The organism is Stenotrophomonas sp. 10N36, assembly GCF_056395005.1.
This window is the reverse complement of record NZ_JBFTIS010000034.1, coordinates 1-22015: the sequence shown is the minus strand read 5'-3', so window position 1 is coordinate 22015 and position 22015 is coordinate 1. Positions and strand designations below refer to the sequence as shown.

Sequence of the window (22015 nt, the reverse complement as noted above, 5' to 3'; positions counted from 1 at the left end):
GCATTACATGGACCGACAGCTCGGGCACTACCCTTGCTCGTCTGATTTCACGTATGCGTGGCTATATCCGATTGTCCTTCCGGTCAAAAAAAACACAAAAAAGAAGGAGCCCCACGAATGGGGCTCCTGTCGGATATTCATCAACTCTTACAGCTGAGTGTTCTTAGAACGGTTGTGCACACCACCAGGCATAGCCAGCATCGCCAAAAGCACCAATCCACACTAGATTTCATGGCGTTTTAGCGAGTCCTAGCCACTTCGGAAATCAACCAGATCCAAACAATCAGGAGAATATAACAAAACGTAAAGCACTCCATCGCTTCAAAGCCGTGGCTGGCGCCGAGCTGCGACGGCGCTGCAGTACGGCAGCTCAATCAACAGGCAACGAGCTTCCAGGGCCCACAATTGACATCGAGAAATGATTAGTTCGCAACTTTGCGGGCATAAGCTGCACACTCAGAATACAGTCCGTGTAGCCAAGCGACCGGGCGCCCCGCTCAATATCCGGATATTTTTTGAACAAAGTAGTGTTGTAGGACGGTTTCATAGTACTGATCAGCAAAGCCTCAGCCTCATTGGTTAGCTCCAAGGTTGGCCCATCCACCCATGGCTCCACGAATTTCTGCATGGAGTCCGCACTATCAAGCACATGAAACTGCGGATTCTCAAAGATAGGAAAACCCATGTATGGAGCAATCACCGCCTCCGTCGCGCCTACAAGCTCAAGCATCAAAAGCGAAACCTCGAATGGCGCGCCCAGAGATCGAGCATTTCTACTCGGCTCCATTGTCAGAATGCGCTGCAACTTCTCGTGACCAGTCAGCCGCTTCCATATCCCTTGATCAAAAGCCTTCCCAATGTAGTGCACCTCGTAATCCATGTATGCCTCAATGTCGCCCGAGACAGCAAACCCTGAAGTACCCTTAATAACGTGATATAGAAACCGCTCCGCCGTCACCCAATGTCTGAATTTTGAATCACTACCAAGCACTTTAAATCCAGCAACCTCATTTAGCGGAGGCACTGACTCACCGTTATTCTTAAAGAACTCGGCATGCAAAAAATAGTCATCATCTGCATCGCGATCAAGTATTTTTGCCGCGTACAAATCAATTGAACAACGCAGCGGACTCGACTGGGTATCATCGTCTATAGAAAACTCAATCACCCCCCCACTTGCACAAAGACCATTAATAACCATCAATGGGCGCTGAACAATCATATACAGCGTACACGGCCTAAGATAGTCCGTAACCCCGGACTCCTCTTTCAGAAACTCGAACTCATAAGCAGAAACTATCGGATACCGCACAGAAGCCTGCACAGCGAGAGTCTTCACCCCAACAATTTCGTCATCTCTCACCACTCACCCCATGAATTCCATGAAAACAAATTATATATGACTCCAAAAATGGAGTCACCCAGGGGTTCATAGCTACCTTACACCCATGAGCTGCACCCCAAAAGCAATACCCCCCCCCCGTTTAAACTTACTAAGATCAACTGAAAATGGAATTCAGCTCGGCCACGTCCCGCTTTCAAATCCCCCCTGAAGAATGACCACTCGAGAGCTAGAACAAGCCGAGCCGTTGCCGCTACTGAGTCCCGCCCTTGCCCCACACTGGCTCCCGGCAAATATAGAAACCACTAGATCAGCCCTACTGAACTGTGCGGTATAGTACCCCCTCTCAATCTATAGAAAGAAGTGCGCACATGGAAGAGCTGAGCTACGTTGGAAACGGAAGAGTAAAGGTCAAGTCCACCAAGTACGGCGATCTGACCCTAGTAAACCCGAAATTTGATCCGTTGGATGTGTCCGCACTGGAGAGCTTCCGCGAAGGAAAACCTTTAACCCTTACCTTGTACGAAGCTGCGGTGGAAGGCGAATCTCCAATCGACCTTCTAACGATGGACGTAACTATTCCAAACCTACTAAAGACCTACTGCGGGGTGAGTGGCGGCTGGCTTCCGCCTCCACTAGGGATGATCAACTCATCGGCATTTGCCGATCGAAATTTCTTCACTACGCTGAAGACATATTTCGAGGACAACAGACCTAAGCCAGAATACAAAGAGCTGGAACCCTGGTTTCCAGATCTATCCATGCTCGATCTCAACGTTGATGTAGTTCCCTACGCATTTGAGGGGAATAGTCGCCGGTTCCCGACTTGGGAAGAGGTCTGTCAGCAGATCGAAGAAGCGAAATCCGCATTGAAGCGAGCTGCGCCAGGCATTGGAGTTCTTCAGCACACCATTCCCGCTGAGCAACGCGCGTGGAAATTCGTCCAGCATTTCAGACCCATAACAACGAGGCGAATGGCTTTCCTTTCGGCAAGCGCAAAATATCTGAAGCCATCCAGAGATGTTCGGAAGGTCGTAGATCGTTGGAAAAAAATTGTCGCTGAGGCAAAAAAAGCAAATGTCGCAGGTGCGGACATCACAATTTTACTCGCCCTTCTCTGCGTCGCAGTTCCTCAGGATGATCCGGTATTGGTCAGACTCCTGAAGGTTAGCGACGCGTACGATCAAGAGAAGGCGTATGGCGCATGCACCGACATCGCTCTACTTGAGATGCTACTGCAGCACCAGCATCTGGATCCATCAAGACGCTATGCGGTTATCAGTGGCGACACGCCTCTAATTAAGCTTTTCGGATTTCTTCGGCAACCGACGCAGGTTGCTTCCAACGGAGTATCAGCCAGGATCGACGCGAAACTTGTTCAACTCATGGATCGAGCCGATCCCGAATTGCGGCGCCTACTTCCGATAACCCTAAAGGCCATGGGATGATCCTAGATCATAGATTACCCACTCTCGATAGCAGGGGCATCAGCGGGTGGATTTCGGCCTCTTGGGGCGCATGGGAATTCACTTGGGACGCATGTTCTTTGGCGAATTCTGCAGGGGGTTTCGGTAGCCAGCAACGACACTGGTTGCAGGCGGCCAGCCAGCCTTCTCGGCTGATCCACGCGTTGTGACCCAACGTGCTGAGACATTTTCCCCACAGGTTACCTGAGTAGCGCACCGTGGCGTCCTTGCGGAAAGTAGCTCTATAGCAGGCACCTTATGCGCAGGAATGTACCTCCGGAAACGACTGCGTCTGCTCAAGCCAGGGCGGATGCCGCAGTGGGTTGGTTCGACGCAGCCACGTTGGAATCCCTGCTAAGCCCTCACACTCTCCAGAACTGGACGCTGATGCAATGCCTGCAATCCGGCAGCGTTTTGGGTGTATGGATCGCGGAACGGAAGCTCTTTCTCTTTCCTCCATGGCAGCTCGACTCGAGTGGGCTCCCTTTAGCAGGCCTTTCCGAAGTGCTGGCGCTTCTACGGGGTCCTATGGCGTCTCAGCTGGCGAAAGGACGTCAGGCTGGGATGAAATCGAATGGCTGATTGCTCCGCATGCACGATTATCCGGGGGCACACCATCAGAAGTCCTGGCTCTGGATCCGGACCTCGTCTTGGAAGCGGCCAAGCAAGACTTTTCTTCTTGGAGCGATGATGCGCGCTGGTGAGCCTCGGAGCTTGCGGTCGAGTCTGATCAGGCAATCGTGGACGTTTCTCCCACGCCTTGAGCGTGTCTTCTATCCGGTCGGCAAATGTAGTCCGGCAACAAACTATGTCCATGCCGGTGACGTTCAATGCCAGCTGCTAATCGGCCAGAAGCCTCTCCTGCTACTCCCCGGCTGACGCTAGTAGGCAATCGGTGAGATATCTGTCGGTGCCCCCTCCCAGAATCGACACGCCGCCCTCGCCACGGGGTTGCTGCCGAGTCGATCAATCAGCGCGGATTGGCTCGCTTCGCCCGCTTGATCTGATTGGCGCCGCCCTTTTCACATTGGGACTGAAAGACCGCACATGCCCGGGAGGGGGCTTCGGAAGCGCCCGGCGCGCTCGTTTCCCGAAACTCCGTGTAGAGCCACTCAAACTCAGCAAGGTCGCACTGCTCATCCCACTGCCAAGCCAGACTCTGCGCCGCGCTTGGCTTCAGAAAGAGCGGCGTCCTTCCCGATCGAGGTATCCAAACCATGGCGAAGCGAGCTAGATCATTGCCTGCAATGTCACTTTTTCTTAGCTTTGGCGAGCTTCCTAATAGAATCCACAAGAACCAGATTATCTCCACCTGCAGTGTGGGCCTGCGCATCAATGAACCTGTTTAGATACGATCGACCGGAATGTGACTCCCATGCGTCGACTATCAACCCGTCTACGAGGTCGCGATCACTAGATATCTTCAGAAGCTTGATAGGATCGAAGTTACCATCTACGAACTTCCGAACCACCGTTGATCTTAGCCTCGAACAATTATCCCATTCCAACCAGCGTCCGCGGTCAAGCCGCAATGTTGCGATCGCTTGCTCACTAACTGAAAACAGCCCTCTCTCTAGGGCGCGATAAGCCGGGGAGTAGGCGAAGGTCAACAGGTCCGGCACTGATCTCGACTGATCACCTAGCGCACGACATAGCAGATGCGCGGCCAGGTAACGCTGCTCCGGGGAGCCGGGCTTGGGATAAGCAGATCGCAACGCAATGGCCCACGGATCTTCTCCATAGGAATTGGGCACCCTGTCCGGACCGCTGAAGCTGGCCAATACAGCCAAGGTGGCAGCCTCCGTCACACCTCCAGCAGCGAGCACCGCCGCCATCAGCTCTTCGTTTCTAGCAACGTGCTCAAGCCAACTTCGCAGGGTGCCACGATTCGCGTTTTCGCTACTTAGCATTCTTCCTAAAGCTTCAGGCTGAACTTGCGCCAGCAAATACAGGGGAGGAGCCGGCCAATTGGCAGCCAACATTGCTGCCCCGACAGCTGGCAACAGCTCGGCTGACACCAGCGTTAGCCACTCCTCGTCGGCCTGAGGAGTCTTCCAAACTTGAGCAAAGCTGAGCAAACCTGGACGGAGCTTCACAACGCAACCGACAGCGCACGGCTGATCATCCAATCCTGCCAAGATCGAATTCAAATCAACACCCAATAGCGTCTCAACCGCGAACGGCCTGAGCGAACCATTCCCCCCTATGACTTTCCAGAACTCGGGCCTCGAATTGACCCACAACGTATGAGAGAGCTTGGAGCCAATAAGCGAACGACTATCACCATCGACTGCGTGCTCAAACATATCCAAGAGGAACGTGAACACCGGACCGTCAGCATCCAGCGGTTGCGACAAGGCCTGTTTGACTACTACCGATCGAACAGTCCTTGCTTGATGGCCTATCGGGCCATCCAAAGCGGACAGCGCCGTGACAGCTCCGCTTAAGTTCGGAGGCCTGCTATTAAACAGGCTAGTGTAAAGATCACAGAGAGGTAGCATGGCGGTTCGGTGACCTTGAACATCACCTCCCGCTCGGCGGAGGAAGTCCCTGAAGTCAGAGTCGCGAGGAGCTGCAAGATCCCGCTCCAACGGCAGCAGCGATGGATGGATCAAAGCTGCAGCACCTGCAAACTGAGCGTTCGGAAAAGCTGACTCCACTGACCTTGGGGAAAGGCGTGCGAACTGAAGGTCTAGATATACGCCCTTGCCAGTGCGGTCCACCGCCGCCAACGTGCAGAACCCGAAGGCTCGGCGTAACCGAGGCCACTGCTGCATCCACACGGCAAGCGCCACCTCCTCATCATCCTCACAATCACCCGCTTCAGCAAGGATCTGAGCGGAGGCGGAAATGTAAAGCGAGTTGACTATTCCCCTAGCACGGTCAGACAGAACAATCACAGGCGGCACGTCGTCCAGACGAGCATTTAGCGCATGGGCGTACTTGGCACCGATGTCGTCATCTGGCCTTTGGAACAACGAAAGCAAAGACCTCGCTTCCACCAAGAGCGCTAGATCGGCGTAGTCTATTAGCAATGAGTGTGTCCAAACACATCCTGGACGAGGCATCTCGGGTGCCGCCCACGTGCGAGCGAGTACATACTTTCCTGCGTCTTCCAGCGGATAACCGGTGAGGTAACCTCGAGCAGGAGGCTTGACTCCGGGGCCTGACAGATCGGTCATCACCAGCATAGCCCTTGCAGCCTGACTATCCAGTCGCAGCGAGCCGCCAATTAGACGGTGGCCATCACTGTACCCGTGGAGCATTTGATGGACAGTAATAGATCTGTTCATCAGCTTACCAGCCACTCCAACGGGACGGTAAGATCGCTACTTGTTATGGTGCCATCAGCGACCATGATCCGCTCAGATGCCCTATCCATCTCCAGCAGGCGGGCGGTTTCAGCGCGATCCTCCCTCTTGTCGGGATCATTATAATCTCCGCCTTGAGCACTGACGCCCCATACGCGCCAATCCCAATCATCCCGGCCAGCCTCCAGATATTGGTAGAGCAGGGGCATCTGTCGCTTCACGAATTCCATCGGCGATACGCCCTCGTGGACTACCTTATCCCAGGACGAGACCAAAATGGCTAGCTTTCTTTCTCCAATATCTAACGGAGGCTCCATCAGCATCTGAAGGAGCCCTACAACCTTAACCTGGGTGGGCGCCAAATCGGCGCTCCAGTCCAAAGGCTCTATGGATGAAGCACTGTCCTGCCGACCAGCCTCGCTCGGCGCGGTGTCCTCAACACAAATGTAACGCCTGAGCTCCTCTCGCTCCGTAACCCATGCGGGCAACTTGATGGTGTCGCCATTGATCATCAGAGCGACTGATTGCGCGTTCAGCATTTCAACTATCGATTGATCAACCTCCCGCCGCTCCCACATGCGCGAAAACTCCTCACCAGCGACGTCGGGAAACGACACCTCGGAAAGATGCCCACTCGAGCTCCTCAGCTCCATCGTCACAGACCTACTGGCACCAACCTGTGTTCGCACTTGCGTCTTGCCTGCACGCCACCGTTTCGAGATGACGTTCAAGTGCTCGTAATTTGCCTCACTATAGCTACTTAGTTCGAGTGCAGTGGAAGACCCGTCTTCGTTGATGATGTGCCAAAGCGCCGCCAGAAATGTAGTCTTGCCGGACTCTGGCAAGCCCAAGATAGAAACACGCTTTCCTGTTTTGGATTTCATTCATCAGCCTCCATGTCGAACTGATCAATCATGCGTCCGGCACTAGAGGTGCGGATAGGCTTCACATGCGCGGGTTCGGGCAGTGCCCTGATCCAAAAATCTACAAGACTGCTGACTCCATCTCCACGCTGCACACCACCATGAATTTTGGGCGAAGCCGCCACCTGGAAAGGCTCGACTTCACCAAAGTGTCCGCCATGCAAGCGGCGGATTCCTTCGACAATAGTCGCAAGATCGCCTATTGCCCGCTCAGCATGCGGCGATGCAATTACCGAATCGTACTTGGTCATCACGATCGCCAGTCGCGTTCCTTGCCGAGTAGATCCTGCTTCCAAAAGAGATCTCACCAGCTGAAGTGTCACTGACCGCACCTCTTGGCGCTCTGAAGACTTGAGCAACTGCTCACCGTCCACCAGCAAGGCCAGCGTGTCGGCACGGCGAAGCTCGAAGAAAGCCTTCGCTGTAGATAGCTGATTTATTATTTGAAGATAGTCCTCTCCTGATCGATCTGCTATTAGAAGCGACAGAACTTCTTCGTCCTGCCGGCGCAAGTCAAGATGAAAGAACTTTGCATCCTCTCCCAAGCTAGTTCGCTCTGTGTGCGCAACGGACCTCCCCGATGCCGCACGGGAGTGATGGCACGCAACTTCAAATCCAAGCAACGTCGACGAACCTGCAAAACGTGCGCCCGCAATACAGCCCACCTGGATGCAATCGTAAACGCCGGCAATGAGGCTCGTCTTCCCAGAATCGTTAGGACCTATGACTGCAACGACCCTCGCTGGATAGCGCCGAAGGAGCCTAGACGTTGCGCCCCTGTCAAGTGAATGGCCCTGCTCCAGCGGGATACCCAGTTCCACTACCAGTCGCGAAGGAGTGCTTGGAACCTCCGCGATTGAGGACACCACTAATGTCGATGCGTGAGGGCAGGCATCTACAGCGTAGCCCTCAACGCACTTTCCGTCCTCACTGACTCGGCAGGCGGAATTCGAACAACTCATCGTCGCCGAAGTCATATGGTTAGCCGCTCACGTAGAGATAGAGACGTTCTCGATAGAATTGCTGAGCAAGCGCAATCTGCGGAGCTTCGTCCTCTGCGTCGAAGCCGGTGATTGCTCGCCAAGAAGCGGCCCATGCAGGGTCACCGGCAAGCTCAACCCGTTTTTCAAGGGCGAAGTGCAGTGGGGTCACGAGAGGGGATACCCTCTCCGACTTCACAAGTACTTCAGAGGCACCAAGGCCCACCGCCTCTACCGAGCTCGCGACCTTGACCTGCGCGCCACTAACGCCCGCACGCGACAAAATTGCTGATATGGAAGCTGGCCCAGGTGAGACATCGGTAAGGCTCGCCAGATCGCTCGCAAACGCGAAAGTTCGAAGTTGCTCTGAAACTTCCGGGAAGTCCAATTCCGCGAACTTACTTCGCCCCCCGAAGAGCCACCAAAGTATTTGATGTTCCTCATCCGCCAGAACCAGACGCCGTGAAAGGCTCTTAACTACCCGCCCATGCCCCTCGACCATATTCTTGGTCGCCGCTCTGATTACGTCCCGGAAGCGCGAGAGCTCGGCCTTTAGCATAGCCCCATCCAGCCCCTCAACGGCAGCATCTGACAGCTCAAAATCGATCTTAGGGGCAGCCAGCTGGAGGGTCGCATCTACAGGCCGAGCGTGACGGCTTTCCGTTAGCGCTTCCAGCGCTGCGGCCGCCATTCCAGCTAGGTCCATGGGAAGATTATACTTTCGGCGTCCGAGGAACGTTGCATTTACGACCGCTAACGCCGCATCAGGAGAAGTTGGGAACAAACGCACCAGAACGCAGGCCGCCAGAACCTGCGCCTCACGGTTAGATGAAGCTCGAGCTGCCGCCGATTCACTAGGGCACAACGCGCCGGCCGTTTTAGTGATGCCTTCTTGCAAACTGAGGTAGCTCTTTCCCGCAGGCGGAGCTACGTCTAGCGCGAGATGAACCAAAAACTCGAAACTATCGTACGAAGCGGAAGCCGCGACGTCTACGACTGCCTTCCAACACTCATCTCGCCTCTCCCCCTCATCCATGAAGGCGTCGTTGTACCATCGAGCAAAATCGGCATCCATCTCCGGCGTCTTTCCCACAGTCATCTCTCCATCTGTTGGATTTCTGATTCAACTCGCGCCATAAGGCGCCGCTCTGCCGCGGCCATTAGCGCGCGCCGATATCTCTCAGGTTCAGGCAATGCATGCTCATGCTGCTCAAGCAATCCAAGCGTCGAAGCGATTTGTCGCCTCTGGCTGCTCGTCAGGTTCCAGAAGCGATAAAGCAGCTCACGACCGTCGGGCAGGCCCAAAGAGACCTCTGCGTCCGGCTGTTCGGCCGCATCGATCGGAATGACGACCTCTATGCTGCCAGCTGGGCTCGCGGCCGGCTGTAAGGCAAATAGAGGAAAATCCGGTGCCGCTGGCACCGGAATCGCTGTCCTAAATACTGGCTGGCCCCGTTGATTTTCAATAGCAACGAACCTCTCGGGATTCGATTGGTACTTCCGCTGGTGGACAGCAACATGCAGACTGCGATCTTCCCCCTCACCGTGCACTGCCAAGTCGATGAGGTTGTAGCCTGGCTCGTAAGGCGATTCACTTCTAGACGGGTTTGCCGCCCCGGCCGATATTTTGACGTGAGTGTTAGCCATTACGATCCGCTGACGGTGCTTATGACCGAACAGATGAAGCGCGGCACGATTAACCAGCGCATCCTCAACGTCATCCCCATCGAAGAGCCAATCCACGGGGTGATGAAGTAAGGCCAAATTAACCTTGTTGGGCGCAGGATCGAGAGTTGTCTGCAAAGGACTCAGATATAGCGTGCCTTGCACATCATCGGCTCCGTCCTGACCAGACAACAGCGTTGATGTCAGCCCATAGATCGCGAGGCCCACGCCCTCACCGATGTCAAGTTCATGGCGCCAGAAGGGCTTTTCGGGATAAATCTGGCAATCGAATCGTGCGGCAAACTCGTTATATGCTGAGTGCGCTTTGAAAAGGGCTTGACCTGCTACGGCGTCGCCAAGCTGTTGCCGCAACTTCCACTCACGGTTCTGGGGCGCCGCAGCTGTTATCGCAAGCTGAGCATTCTGAATGGACAGCTCTCTGGTTATCGACGATCGATCTACATCATGGTTCCCAGGTACAACGAAAACCATTTCGATTGGACAATGCACGATCGCGGCGAGCTGCTCTATCCATGCCAACGCAGTCGCATATTCGTCGGGGTCTGCCTTGAATGCAACATCGCCGCCGATGAGAATCGAACCCACCGGCCCGAGCGTCAAGCACATTGTCTGCAGATCAAGCATGATCCGCGTACGGATTGACCGATCTGGATCCGTAGCAGCGTTGAGACACTGCGGGCTTTTGAAGTGGATGTCCGAGATGTGCAGTAAAAGCATGAAGCGTCCCTTTCCTTTTGCCTTCATAGACTTCCGTCAAGCCTTAGCGTGAAGATAGACATTTCGGACAAAAGTTCAAGCGAGGTGAAGGACCGAATGAGTGCCACAAGATCTCATTGCGGAGGGCCGCGTCACGGTCCGGGCAGCGGGGCTGCACGTAAAGCATTGTTTTTGTTGGCAAGTATCACGTAGCAGACCCCTCACCGTGTTCGGCAGGATTACTTACAGCGCGAAGCGCGGCGCGTGTGTTAGCGCCGCGGTGGGGCGACCTTCTCCCATAAACGACCGCAGCAGCTGGCAGCGGGCAACAGGCATCCAGACCCTTCCAGCGATCCACTCCCCATGCTTCCAAAAGCGAGTTGGTGATCTTTTTTAACACTTTGTGGAAGATGTCTAGCTCCGCCTGCCGCTTGAACGCGAAGTGTCTACGGAACCCTGGGCGATTCAGCGCTTACCAAGACCGCAGCCGTCGTAGTGGTCAGGAGGAACAGGTCCCCAATGCTTCTATCGACAGCCAATAGCTCTGCATGGCTGACAAAGGTCCGGCCAGCACCCAGTCCTCGGTTGCTTGGGGCGACCGCCAAGGAGCGAAGCAGCCTGACCAAGATCGTCACCAAGGTGAAGGACACCCACGCCCAAGTATTTGGCGTTTGACTTAAGCTACATTGCGAGGCGGCGTCGGCTTGAGTGAACGTTAGGCCGTAACCAGGTTGCGAAGGTGAGTGAGCACAATCTCCGCTTCCGCCAGGGACTGATTCTCAGCCTGAAGAATGTCATAAAAATTACTCCCGTCTTGGATGGCGGCGTAAAGGTGGACGGTGTTGCGACCGTCGTGCAAATTCTGGAGTTGTAGCCAGATTGGCGCAATGTCTGGTCGAGGCATCTCGTCTGGTAATTGCCACGCCCCCAGGACTTTGCCAAAAGTTCGTCGATGGACGACAACCGGCAAGTTGTATTGACGAGCCTCTGCATGCGCGCGAAGAGCTGCCTCAGCGATTGACGCACAGAGCAATGTGGCGGTTTTAAGCGCGCCGGCACGGACAGAGAGCCCAATCGGAATGGCATCACCCCCATCAATTGATTGGTGCCGAAGGCTGTTTATCAGATAGTGGTGGAAGGCCAAATACTGCGCTTCAACGGCAATGACGTTGCGCGCTTGAGCGTCAGGAATATTGCGCCACTCACGCCTTAGCGCATGCACCGATGGCGTTTCGTACTCGTCTGGGGTAAGGGAAAATTTTCTGGACATGTGGAGATGCCTCCTTACGGCCTAACGGCTGAATTAACCGGACCCGCAAAGCGGGTTCGGCTTGAACAACTCTTGATTCGTGCGACTCGGTACTGCCAGAAGCGGACGCTAGCTCTCCCACTAAGTTCCGGGCAGTTCACACCGGACGTAAGGGTGGAATTAGTCATACCTTCATGTTGAGTCCGCGCGGCCACAGAGAAGACTCCTGAATTAGTCTCGACTCGTAAGCTTTTGCGGCCTTCTGAGTCATCCCATACCCAGACACGTCATGCACGCAGACGACCTCCTGCCCCTGCATAGATCGAATGGCGTCATGAAAATGTCGGGAAGAGGACCTCTCCAGAGCCTCCTCAACGTGTTCCAAGTACCTCCTCTGCCAACTTCGACGCGTCATTCCAACGTAAGTCATACCAGGCACAGTCTCGTAGCCAAGCCTGCACTTGGTGAAAGCGAACGCCTTCAACTTCTGCTCCGCGGTGCCGCTGGACATCAGCCTACTGATCTCCTCTGAAGTGAAGGACGCTCGCTTATAAGTGTGGCGATAAACAAGATGGTCTCCCGGCGAAGAGAAGAGAGACGAGCAAAAGATCAGCGGCACACAAATCAAAGTGCTACCGCCGAACAATCGATGCCGACTCTCTGCGAAGAAGCTAACGCCACTCATCTCGCCCGGATGTTGCATCAAAATTGCGGTAGACAGGCCCGAATCAACGTCCTGATATCCGACCAACTGAATACCCGTGTGTGCCCGACCCTGCTGCATCGACAGCAGCAATTCTCTCTTGAGGGAAGCCACCTCGCCATAGTTTGAAAAGGCGTGCATTGCGACTTCTAGGTTAAAGTGCGGGCCAAAGAAAAACTGAAGCGCTTTGGCGTTCAGAAGATCAGACATGATAAATAACTCCATCACAGCAAGCGCCAAGTCGCCGCGATGGCGGACGCGCGGGCAAACCAAGCCCACCCCACGAGCCGGAAACAAGCCCGAAGCAGCCTGTAATCATGAAGAGCGGCGCACCGCTCCGCCACTGAGGCAATTCGAATGGCGAGCGCCGATTGCGCAGATGATTCATCAGTGGTACTTCATACGACGGTTATTGAAGGCTGGCTTGGTACCTTCCAGGACATTGATGACGAGCTGATTTACCTCAGGGTCTTCAATAGATCCAGCGGTATATTCAATTCTGGAGCGATTCTTTCTATCAAAGTGGGACCATACGAGCTGCTCAGCATCACAGACCACAGCGAGGTTTGGATTGTGAGTCACCATGATGATCTGTCTACGCTTCTTCGCCTCAGTCAGAACAGGAACGAGCAAACTTACGACTGTCTCGTTGTCCAGATTTTCCTCAGGCTGATCCAAAATGATTGGCGTACGACCCTTATCAACAAGTAGATAGAAGATGAGCAGCAACGCACCTCGCTGACCGGGAGAAAGCTGTTCAATCCGTGCGTCTTGAAACAGAAGCGAATAACGCGGCTCAAGATAGCTCAAACCGAAAAGAAGATCGTAGACCTCACTTGCACTTTTATCCTTGCGGAGAACCGTCGCGATCCCTACTCCGGGCTTGCTGCCAACAGAACTAGCTGCAGCGGAGATCTTCTCGTACAGCTGCTGAGCAAAGCCGATTGCATCCTCCCGAACATTGAAGTCAAAGGTCTCTGCAAGTTTTCGTATCGTGTTGAAGCTCTCATCTTCACCGCGAAATTCCCCAACGCTCTGCTTGATGAGCGTGAACAATGTCTCGGCAAAGGGGTCGATTGCACCGCCCAACGCTGCGCGAAACTGCAGTTTGTAGTCCTCTCGAATCAGGCTATTGTTTTGGATGAGATCCTGGACAGGTTTGAAGAGCATCTCACGGGCCAGACGCTGCGCCTCAAGAACGTCGTAGATTCCGCTGGCAATCGAGCTTCGCTGCTCTTGGCGCTCGAGCAACTTCATAGGCAATTGCTCTATCTGAGCAATTCGGGCCTCCACACCCTGCAAGGTATCAGGCAAGTCCGCGGCCCCAACTATTTCTTCTAACCTTGTGTTCCACTCACCCAGAAGCTGAACATAGCGCTGATAAGCCTGTTGAGGAGCGTCGAGCTTAGTCTCTGCTTCACGTTGTCGCACCACCAGCTCTTCTCTCTGATGAGTTGCGAGATCACCAGCAATCCTTAGTCGCCCTTGCTCAGCTGCGATTTCAGATAAAGCATCCTCAATCGGCACAAAGGAGACGCCAAACCTTATTAGTTCATCCAAAGGGATCCCAAGCAGTCTTATGTCCTCCTCTGTGTCGACGCTGAGCTGCTCATATGTTCGCTGCATCATTCGTAGCTGTTCGCGAACATTCTGCGCAGCCTTAAGGCGAGCAGCCAATAGCGCCAACTGCGCCGCAAGTTCACTCTTGCTCTGATCAACTAGCGCAAGCTTGCTGGTCGCATCCCTTAGGAGTTCTGAAGCCGCTTTCTGATTCGCATCAAGCTCATCAGTCGGCTCCACGATCTCTTCGGGCTTAGCTTTGTGATGCTCGTCCAACATGCGCTGCTTAAGAGCCAGTTGCTCCTCTAGCGCCACCTTGGTGCCAGGCTGAAGCTGCTCTTCAAGAATGACGATCTCTTGATTCACCCGCCGCAGATCCCTGCGAAATTCGTTCAACTGCTGTCGGAACGTCCTTTCCTGCTGCTCAATCAGCTGCTCAAAATCGAGTGCGCCAAGGCGAATCGCATCGTCTGCGTGCGAAAAGATGACGGACCTCAGCTCAATCTCAAAGGCATCGGACCGCCCGCTGACATGCGCATTGCAAAGAGCTTCAAAGTGACCCTGGGGAATGTAACGAACCAGCTCAACCTTCTCCGGCGGCGGATCTTGATTAAGATTTCTAGACTCGCTAGCCCCATCTACCCACTTCAGCTTTGCCAGAAAGTGTTTCGCCGGGTCTCCCGACTTCCCGCGGAAGCGGTCCCGCTTTAGGAAGGAGAAGTGTGCAGACTGCCTGGAGTTTCCGACCAGCGCTACTACATCAGCTAGAGCGCTCTTGCCGCTTCCCTTGTTTCCGATGATCGCAACCAAATCGCAATTTAGAGGCAGTCGGGTACCGGAAAGCCAGTCTCCATCCAGACTTGAGGTCTCTTCCTTATCAATGATGACTGAATCGATGAAGTAGGTCTTGTTGGCTGCGACCTCCGCAAGCTTAGGGGGCAACGCACCGATGTATGAGCGCTTCGCCGGTTCTCGGAGTGCTTGCTGCAGGCCTCTAAACGTGGGATCGGCCTTGATCCATGTGGCTTTCCCGGAAGGAAAGTCGCCGTAACCCCGCCGGTTGTTGTCCCCAGAGACCCCAACAAACTGATGTGCGTCACTTCCAGAGACCACCAGGCGCGGCACCCCGCCTAGTCCACGCTGAAATTCGTCAATGTACTTAGAGTTCCCCACGGTGAGCTCGTTTACGAACGCGCCCCGAAGGTCTAAATTTCTGGATTCAAAGATAGCCGAATTTCGAACTAGGCCAAGGAAGTATCCGTAGTGCTCTTGCCATTTAATGTCAGCCAAACCATCACTTGTATCGTACGGCATGTAGCCGATCGCCTGGCCCTCCGGCACCCGAGAGATTGCTTCTTTGTAGCTCTCGGCAGTGACCTCCGCGACCGTTGAGCCAGCCCGCAGCGCCTCTGCATCCTCTGCATCAACCCGGGCCTTATCGAAACCGTGGAGGTGCAGCTTTGCAGCCCCAATGTGATTCCTGACCAGATCTACTAGCGCATGATCTGACAGAGGGCGGTCACTCAGCGCGAGTCTTAGGCTTCCAAGGAAGTCACGAAGCACTTGATCATCGAGCTCGTCGGAGAACAATACATGTGCATTTAAGCGCGCGGGCATCGGTGCTACAAGTCGCAGCTCTATCCCAGGAAATACTTTCTTAGTGAGCTTGGGAGCGTCGGCATCCTTGATGCGACGCTGGAGCGCGAACCATCCGTCAAACGTCCAGTAGTCCATCAAGGCAAAAACAGCGGGTTCCGCGAAGTTCATCGCATTTATCATCTCGTCGACCAGGGCCTTCGACTGCGCCGATCCTAGATCGCTGTCAAACTTCTTACCAGTCCAATGAAACGATGCCGGCGTATGGACGTGCAGATCCCATTGCCGCCATTCCGAGCCTCGCTCATAGCGCAGCTTCATCTTAGTCGCTCCCCTTTATATGACGCTCCTGCATGGCCATCCCTCGCAGGATCGCCTCCCTGTGACACGGCGCAGCTTCCCACCATTTCCGACCAGCAGTAGGTCATGCTCCCAGCCCAATTATGGCGAATTAGGCCACGGATGCCGACACCACGCTTATCCAATTGATTGAAATAGCTTTTCTACCAATTAGCGATACCTAGGCCGGCACAGCGAGGCCTATTGGAGCCAGCAATCAAGCTCAAGTGTGGATCAGTTCGCCCAATGCGCCGCTGCCTCAAAGTTTCGACCAGCTGCGACTACGGCTGAAGTGTGCCCCCCCCCTTTGGCGCCCGACAACTGGACAACCCCGCGCCTGGTAGTGCGGATAGGTGACTTGCATGAAGACAGTCAGGGAACCAGTGGGGCTGGCCGCATGCGTGAGGACCTGATTGAGGAGGGCGAGACTGCAAGCCTCAACCGGGCGGCAGGCCTGATGGCAGCCGAGGGCCTGCAAGGCTACAGTCGGCGACCGCGCCAATTGAGCTGCCCAGTCGAATCAGTCGCCAAGAACGTTCTGGCTCCCAGCTTCAACGTGACTGAACTAAATGGCGCGTCGGCCACAGACACCGCTGACATCCGCACGTACGACGGCTTCTTGTACTTGGCGGTGGAGCTTGATCTGTTCGCGCCGGGTCACTGGATGAGCAACCCTGCCAACTCAGCATACGGACGTGGCTCTGCAGGTGCTGTTGGCTGCAGTGTGGCGCCGAAAGCCAGGCTCCGGGCTTCCGCTTCACTCCGACCAGGGAACCTAGTTCACAAGCCACGATTGGCAGAGCTCTCTGCGCCAGCACGACATCGTGTGCAGCATGAGTCGGCGACGAAACTGCAATGACAGCGCAGCGATGGGGCTTCCTCTAGCTACGTTGGGCTACCGCCGATGCGCGAGCTCCGTGCACGATCCAATGCAGGGAGGGACTTGTCCAATTGAAGAAGGTCCATCCGAACGTTGTTGGCATAAGCGTTGTACTGCCAACGACGAAACTGATCCAGCAGCAGCGCGTTGGTCTCTTCAAGGCGCCGCACTTGGGCCTCGAGTTCAGCTATCCGGCGGATCGCGGCGGTCAGGGTGAAGTCCCTTGGAAGCGCATCTTTTACATCCCGGAGATCCCGTTGACGCTGCTGGAACCGCTCCTTGATTGTTGGATACAGGTACATCGTGTGCTTCGAGACAGACCCGACGCCGAGCACGGCTGCTACCCGCGCACAGAACAGTGTCCAAGTGAGCTTTCCCTCCCAACGGTCAAGTTCACGTAATATCTTTGGAAGAGCAGCTTTGGTGACTATGATTTTTGGCATTTTTCCATGCCTCCGGCTGCGGCAACATCAATGTAGGTAACGGCCTCTGCTAGAGGCTTTTCAATCAAATCAAGATCAATCAGAGCCTTCCGAACGGGCGAGGGATCATGTCCGTCAGGTATCCGGAGGACGGCCCCCACCGGCACACTCGGGTGTTCCAAGGCCATGCGCATGGCCTTGACATGCGCAAGCTTCCACTTATGGTTATCCACCCACCGGTCGGCACCAAAATCGCCTTCCTGGTGCGCAACCTGAGCACGCTCAAGTAGCGTCTCCGTCTGTGCTTCTAACAGGCGGATGCGGTCTAGCGTCACATGGTCTCCCTTGATACAGACATGTTCTTTGCAGCTCATGCATTCCCGCTGTTTCTGGCAAGGCGCCATGGCGTAGTCATGGATGCACATTCCGTAGAGAGTCGCCTTGGCAACTCCTAGCCGATTGACCCCGAGCTCTTGGTAAGTTACCGGCTTACGCTCCGAGAAGCGCTGAAGTAACGGCTCCTTCGACACGGGCAGCAGATCTCTTGCACCATTAAGCCGCTCCAGTGAAGTGCGGTGATCGTAGTGCCTGTTATCGCATACTCTTGCACGCCCTGCCCACTGCGCCAGCGTGTAATCATCCATACCCGCGCGCTCCGACATTGTGCTGATCCAGTGGCGGAGCTGATGGGTGGTCAGGCCGATTGAAGAGTCACCATCTCCCTCCATCCCACCGGGATAGGGTGGGCAAGTCGGGGGTCTATTCCCGAGACGCCGATTCACCTCACCGGTAGTGGCGATTCGCCAAGAGAACTGCTTGGGGGAGACATCCTTGTGGAACTCATGGATCCGATGAAGACATAGCGCGTGCCAAGTAAGCACGGATCGCTGGGTATCCACGTATGGCCAGTAGGCACCGCTGTATTCCCTCAGGACATGCTCCGCCAAGTCCTTGTAGCTTGTCCTCCCATGCGCAACGAGAGACTTGAGCCTCCTGTCCAGGAAGACCTCATGCCAGAAACGCTTACCTGCTCTCGGCTTACGAAGCGGATACTTGATATTTATAGCCGCACAGAACTGCTCCGGCGTCAGAGGTATCTCATCGATGCCACTTGTCGTTCGTAGGCAACCGGAGTGGTGCATGAACTGTCCCGGATGATCTGACGCAAATCTCGCCGCCTCCCTAGATGGCTGACCAATCTCTATTAGTCGATGCACCGCCTCTTGGACGACCTCATGCATTGCGGGAATGACCCATTTCTTCATAGCCCCTCCTCCCTTCGCCGCCTGCCAGCGTAGGTACATCTGAGGCTGGCCCGCTTCGTCCGGCTCCCACTGAATACAGTCAACGTGAAGTCGGAGCACCTCCGAAATCCTGCTTGGAGTTGCCATCAAAAGAACAAATATCGAACTGAAGTAGCGGCTCTCAACATCGCCAGCTTCCGCGAAATAGTCGGCCACCTTCAACATAGCGCTGCTTGAAGGGAGCTTTGATTCACGATACTTCCGCCCGACCTCTCCGATATCCTCTGTCAAGATTGCCGGCTTTCTGAACGGCGATTTCCATAGGGGCAACGACGGCACTAGCGCCTTCATTCGAAGGAAATCGAAGATTGCCTGGATCTGACGACCCGTCGCGTACAGAACCTGCGTGGCGCGGTAGAACTCCCTACATTTGCTTGCACAAACGTCCATAGCCGCACCACTGAGATCTCTGACATCCGCGCGTCCGCAGGTTGCAAGCAACCCAGCTTCCACGCAGCGAAGTCCTTGAATCATGGTGGTCATGCTCTTGACAGGCTTGTGGCTCCAGGCATAACGCACGTAAGCCTTAGCGAATTGCTTGAAGGGCTCGGCCATCGAGGTAAAATGGTACGGATCAGAAAATTCCGTTCTAGTTGCAAAAACAATAGTGTTTCGCCCGTGCGCCCACTTATCACTATCCCAGGCGCCATCATTCTCAAAAGCGATTAGATCCTCCCTCGCCATTCGGATGAACTCTGAGAGGTTCGCGCCAGCGTCCATATCAGATCGTGGCGAAAAATGTACGACCTCACCCATGAGTATTTGCTCCTGAGGCAATGCTGTTTACGCACATAGTTTGGCGTTTCTGCACAGGTATACGCAGTGCTCAACTGCCAATAGCAGTTGATCGTTCGAGTTCACCACAACATCGGCACATCCAGCCGAGCGAGTTCGGTCCTTCTCAGCATAGAGATCAGCCAGAACCTCCTCATGTGGGCCATCGACCCAGGGTTGAAAGTGGCTGCACGTGTAGCAAGCGCGATACCCACTTGCGCAGAAGCCGTAACTGCCGCAGGTTCCCACCGCGTTCTGCCGATCATTCGGCACGCGACTTCTTGGGTCGTCACCTCGGATCGCCTCCCTTTCTGTGGTTACCAACGTGCCAAGGCAGGCTTGAGCGAACGGGGCTAGCTGCGCACCAACAAGCTCATTGATTACCACTGCCTCCTGCGCTGTGTTCTGGATATACACCCCCACATTTTGGATGTCCGAATGATCGAGCAGTTCAGCAATGACGAAGGCACCGAATCCTTCTCGGCGCAGCTTTGTCCCGCGGGTATGCCTGAACCTACTTGCTGACAGCCTGATGAATTCGCCGGTGCGCTCCGAGCGCGCTTTACTCACACTGGCACAACGATGCAACGCGTCACTGAGCAAGTTGGTCGTTATGTGTAGCTGGTCGGGCGCATTTCCCGTCAGAAGCCCCCTAAGTTCCGCAACAGAACTGACACCTCTGAGCAGCCTTTGATTAGGAAAGATCGGAAGCTCGTCCGCTAGCTCTGGATCCAGCGACTGCCCCGTCGCCTCATGCGCCTGAGCGACTGACCGCCGGTGTTGTTGACGTAGCACGAGGTAAAGGTCCTCGATGATCGCCAATGTGCGATATGCACTTCGGAACCCGAGCCCCCGCCGTTTGGCTCGGGGAATTCGGAGCTTAAACAGCGGGGCCACGCCGCCATCCTCTCGAATCAGATCTCGCCCCCTAAGTGCAGCAAGCTGGACCGGGCGACGTGCCGTCATAGCCAGCGCTAACAAATAAGCATAGTCCTCGAAGGCGACGCACTTGCGCGTAACGGCCGAGTTTGCCCAGTCCAGAAGAGAAGCCATCTCCAGATCACTGTAAGGCCCACGGTCGGGACAGCCACTGGCGACCGCGGCGCCTTTTTCGTTGCCTACGATTCGCCAGCCTTGCAGGAGTTCGACCACTTCCCTACTAACCCCCAAGAATCCGTAGTCATGCCACGCTATTAGAAAACCCTTCAGCCCGCCCAATTGCCATTGCGCGCGTGATCCAAGCATAGCCCGCCAGTTGATGAGGTCGACGACTGTAACGCGCGAGGCGCCAGTGTCACGGAGGTAGCGCTTAAAGCGCGTTTCCATATTTCGCGCATGGCGTGCAGACGCCTCTTCTGCGTAGCGCAGCATTGCCGCTCGAAACCCAGATTCGGTGACCCCATCAACTCCTTCAGGGAGGCATACCGAAACCTGTACGTCCTTGTTCAAGCGCCAATAGCTTTCGGAGGGATCGAACGGATAACCGTCCCTAGATATCGCCGGATGGTCAACCTTGCTCGACTCAACATGCGGCACCCGCTTAGCTCGCGTCATCGCCGTCTTCCCTCGTTCGTTTCGTGCGCATGATCTCTGTTTGGACCCGACGAGCGGCCTTATCGCTGACCTCACGAAGGTGACGCCGGTTGTAACCCGCACCAGAGGCCTTGTGCCGGTGACCATTCAGAAATGCACGAACGTCCAGCTCTCTAGATTCACTAATCGGGACTGCACCCTTCTGGTCAGAAGTTGACCTAGCCTTGGCGTTGTGCTCGTCGATACTGATCGACAATTCGTAATTGAAATGGTGTCGAAAAGCGTGAGGATGAATCGCCTCGAACTCTTGGCACACGGCACGCATTCGCCCGAATATCTGACTGTTGAGGGCGGATACAGAGAGAGGCTGCCCCCATGTCGCTCCCCGTCGGTGCGAAACCAACAGATAAGGGTGGCGCCTGGCCGGCCCCACCCTTGCGCGCACTTGCAACATATATCGCTGGATCTGCGCGGCAAGCACATCAGGTAGCGGCAAAGGTCGTTCTTTGGTCTTCGTTACCGGCTGATAGCGCCTCGAGTCGTGCTTGTCATCCTGGTTTCGCCTGACCCAAACAAGAGGCTCATGGCCCAGGTCAAATTGATCAAGGCGAAGGCTCAATAGTTCGCCGCGACGCATGCCCGTATGCCGCAACAGACCAAAGATGATGGCATTGCGTAGTTGGATATCCGGATGCATGAACGGATTTCGCGGATCACCTTCAGATCCGACCGCGATGAACCGACTTACGAGATCCGAGGGCGGCGAACGGCGATCTGGCTCCTCGTCACGGTGTTTTGCTAAACCACGCGGCCGGTGCCTTCGGATCGCACTAGCCATTCTGGCGATTTCTTGGGCGAACTGGGGTGTCATCCGAGGCTGATTGACAACGGTCGCTGTGAACTCCAAGTAATCGGCAAATGTGCTCAGGCGATTGAAGTGCTGCTGCGGACCAATCGAGGCATTAGCTTGGCGCGAAGCGACACGCGCCTCTAGGAAGTTGGCTAGACGATCACTTCGCCTCACCGCTCCTCGATCAGCGACGCTCCAATCCCGCATATCGAGCTTGGCAAAATCGCGCAGAGAGACCACGTCAGCAAGGCTGGGAAAGCACTCGTTGCGAAACTCTGACAGCAAATCCCGCTGATGAGCCTGCTCCCAGCGCAGCAGCACGATGAGGTCGGCAAGCGTGTTACCAATTGTGCTGACAGCAACACCGGCGTTGCGGAGCTGTACCGGCGTTGCGGAGCTGT

14 protein-coding genes and 1 pseudogene are annotated in these 22015 nt (G+C 55.1%); 2 read left to right on the top strand and 13 right to left on the bottom strand.

Annotated elements, in window-relative coordinates:
• Positions 1–370 precede the first annotated feature (370 nt).
• Complete coding sequence (locus AC1DCJ_RS19950) at positions 371–1363, bottom strand: hypothetical protein (RefSeq protein WP_478071770.1); 993 nt, start codon at positions 1361–1363, stop codon at positions 371–373.
• Positions 1364–1713: 350 nt separating this feature from the next.
• Here AC1DCJ_RS19950 and AC1DCJ_RS19945 point away from each other — a divergent pair, with 350 nt between their 5' ends.
• Entirely contained in the window at positions 1714–2790 is a 1077-nt protein-coding gene (locus AC1DCJ_RS19945) for a hypothetical protein (RefSeq protein ID WP_478071769.1), read from the top strand.
• A 1268-nt stretch (positions 2791–4058) separates the two neighbouring features.
• Here the strand turns inward: AC1DCJ_RS19945 and AC1DCJ_RS19940 are convergent.
• From AC1DCJ_RS19940 to AC1DCJ_RS19905, 8 genes are all read right to left on the bottom strand, one after another.
• Positions 4059–6101 carry a GAP1-N1 domain-containing protein gene (locus AC1DCJ_RS19940; RefSeq protein WP_478071768.1) on the bottom strand — a complete coding sequence of 681 codons (2043 nt, stop codon included), beginning with the start codon at positions 6099–6101 and terminating at the stop codon, positions 4059–4061.
• On the bottom strand, positions 6101–7003 hold the full coding sequence (locus tag AC1DCJ_RS19935; protein WP_478071767.1) for a TRAFAC clade GTPase domain-containing protein: 903 nt from the start codon (positions 7001–7003) through the stop codon (positions 6101–6103). The genes AC1DCJ_RS19940 and AC1DCJ_RS19935 overlap by 1 nt, the downstream gene beginning before the upstream one ends.
• Positions 7000–8004: a TRAFAC clade GTPase domain-containing protein gene (locus tag AC1DCJ_RS19930; protein WP_478071771.1), complete on the bottom strand. Its 1005-nt coding sequence runs from the start codon at positions 8002–8004 to the stop codon at positions 7000–7002. The genes AC1DCJ_RS19935 and AC1DCJ_RS19930 overlap by 4 nt, the downstream gene beginning before the upstream one ends.
• A gap of 19 nt (positions 8005–8023) precedes the next feature.
• Entirely contained in the window at positions 8024–9121 is a 1098-nt protein-coding gene (locus AC1DCJ_RS19925; protein ID WP_478071766.1) for a GTPase-associated system all-helical protein GASH, read from the bottom strand.
• A complete protein-coding gene (locus AC1DCJ_RS19920; protein ID WP_478071765.1) occupies positions 9118–10452 on the bottom strand; it encodes a metallophosphoesterase in 1335 nt (444 codons plus the stop codon). Before AC1DCJ_RS19920 ends, AC1DCJ_RS19925 begins: the two co-directional genes overlap by 4 nt.
• 667 nt (positions 10453–11119) lie before the next feature.
• Positions 11120–11674: a hypothetical protein gene (locus AC1DCJ_RS19915; protein WP_478071764.1), complete on the bottom strand. Its 555-nt coding sequence runs from the start codon at positions 11672–11674 to the stop codon at positions 11120–11122.
• Positions 11675–11837: 163 nt separating this feature from the next.
• Positions 11838–12566, bottom strand: a complete 729-nt coding sequence (locus tag AC1DCJ_RS19910; protein ID WP_478071763.1) for a GIY-YIG nuclease family protein — start codon at positions 12564–12566, stop codon at positions 11838–11840.
• A 177-nt stretch (positions 12567–12743) separates the two neighbouring features.
• Positions 12744–15833: a TrlF family AAA-like ATPase gene (locus AC1DCJ_RS19905; RefSeq protein WP_478071762.1), complete on the bottom strand. Its 3090-nt coding sequence runs from the start codon at positions 15831–15833 to the stop codon at positions 12744–12746.
• A 415-nt stretch (positions 15834–16248) separates the two neighbouring features.
• On the opposite strand from AC1DCJ_RS19905, the pseudogene AC1DCJ_RS19900 reads away from it, so the two are divergent.
• Positions 16249–16723 (top strand): annotated as a pseudogene (locus AC1DCJ_RS19900) (transposase); the annotation flags it as partial.
• Positions 16724–16736: 13 nt separating this feature from the next.
• Here the strand turns inward: AC1DCJ_RS19900 and AC1DCJ_RS19895 are convergent.
• From AC1DCJ_RS19895 to AC1DCJ_RS19880, 4 genes are all read right to left on the bottom strand, one after another.
• Complete coding sequence (locus AC1DCJ_RS19895) at positions 16737–17033, bottom strand: hypothetical protein (protein WP_478071772.1); 297 nt, start codon at positions 17031–17033, stop codon at positions 16737–16739.
• Between the two features lie 125 nt (positions 17034–17158).
• Entirely contained in the window at positions 17159–19213 is a 2055-nt protein-coding gene (locus AC1DCJ_RS19890) for a hypothetical protein (RefSeq protein WP_478071761.1), read from the bottom strand.
• 27 nt (positions 19214–19240) lie between these two features.
• Positions 19241–20785, bottom strand: coding sequence for a site-specific integrase (locus tag AC1DCJ_RS19885; RefSeq protein WP_478071760.1), 1545 nt, complete (start codon positions 20783–20785; stop codon positions 19241–19243).
• A partial coding sequence (locus tag AC1DCJ_RS19880; RefSeq protein ID WP_478071759.1) for a site-specific integrase occupies positions 20772–22015 on the bottom strand: 1244 nt, incomplete at its 5' end. The genes AC1DCJ_RS19885 and AC1DCJ_RS19880, both read right to left, overlap by 14 nt.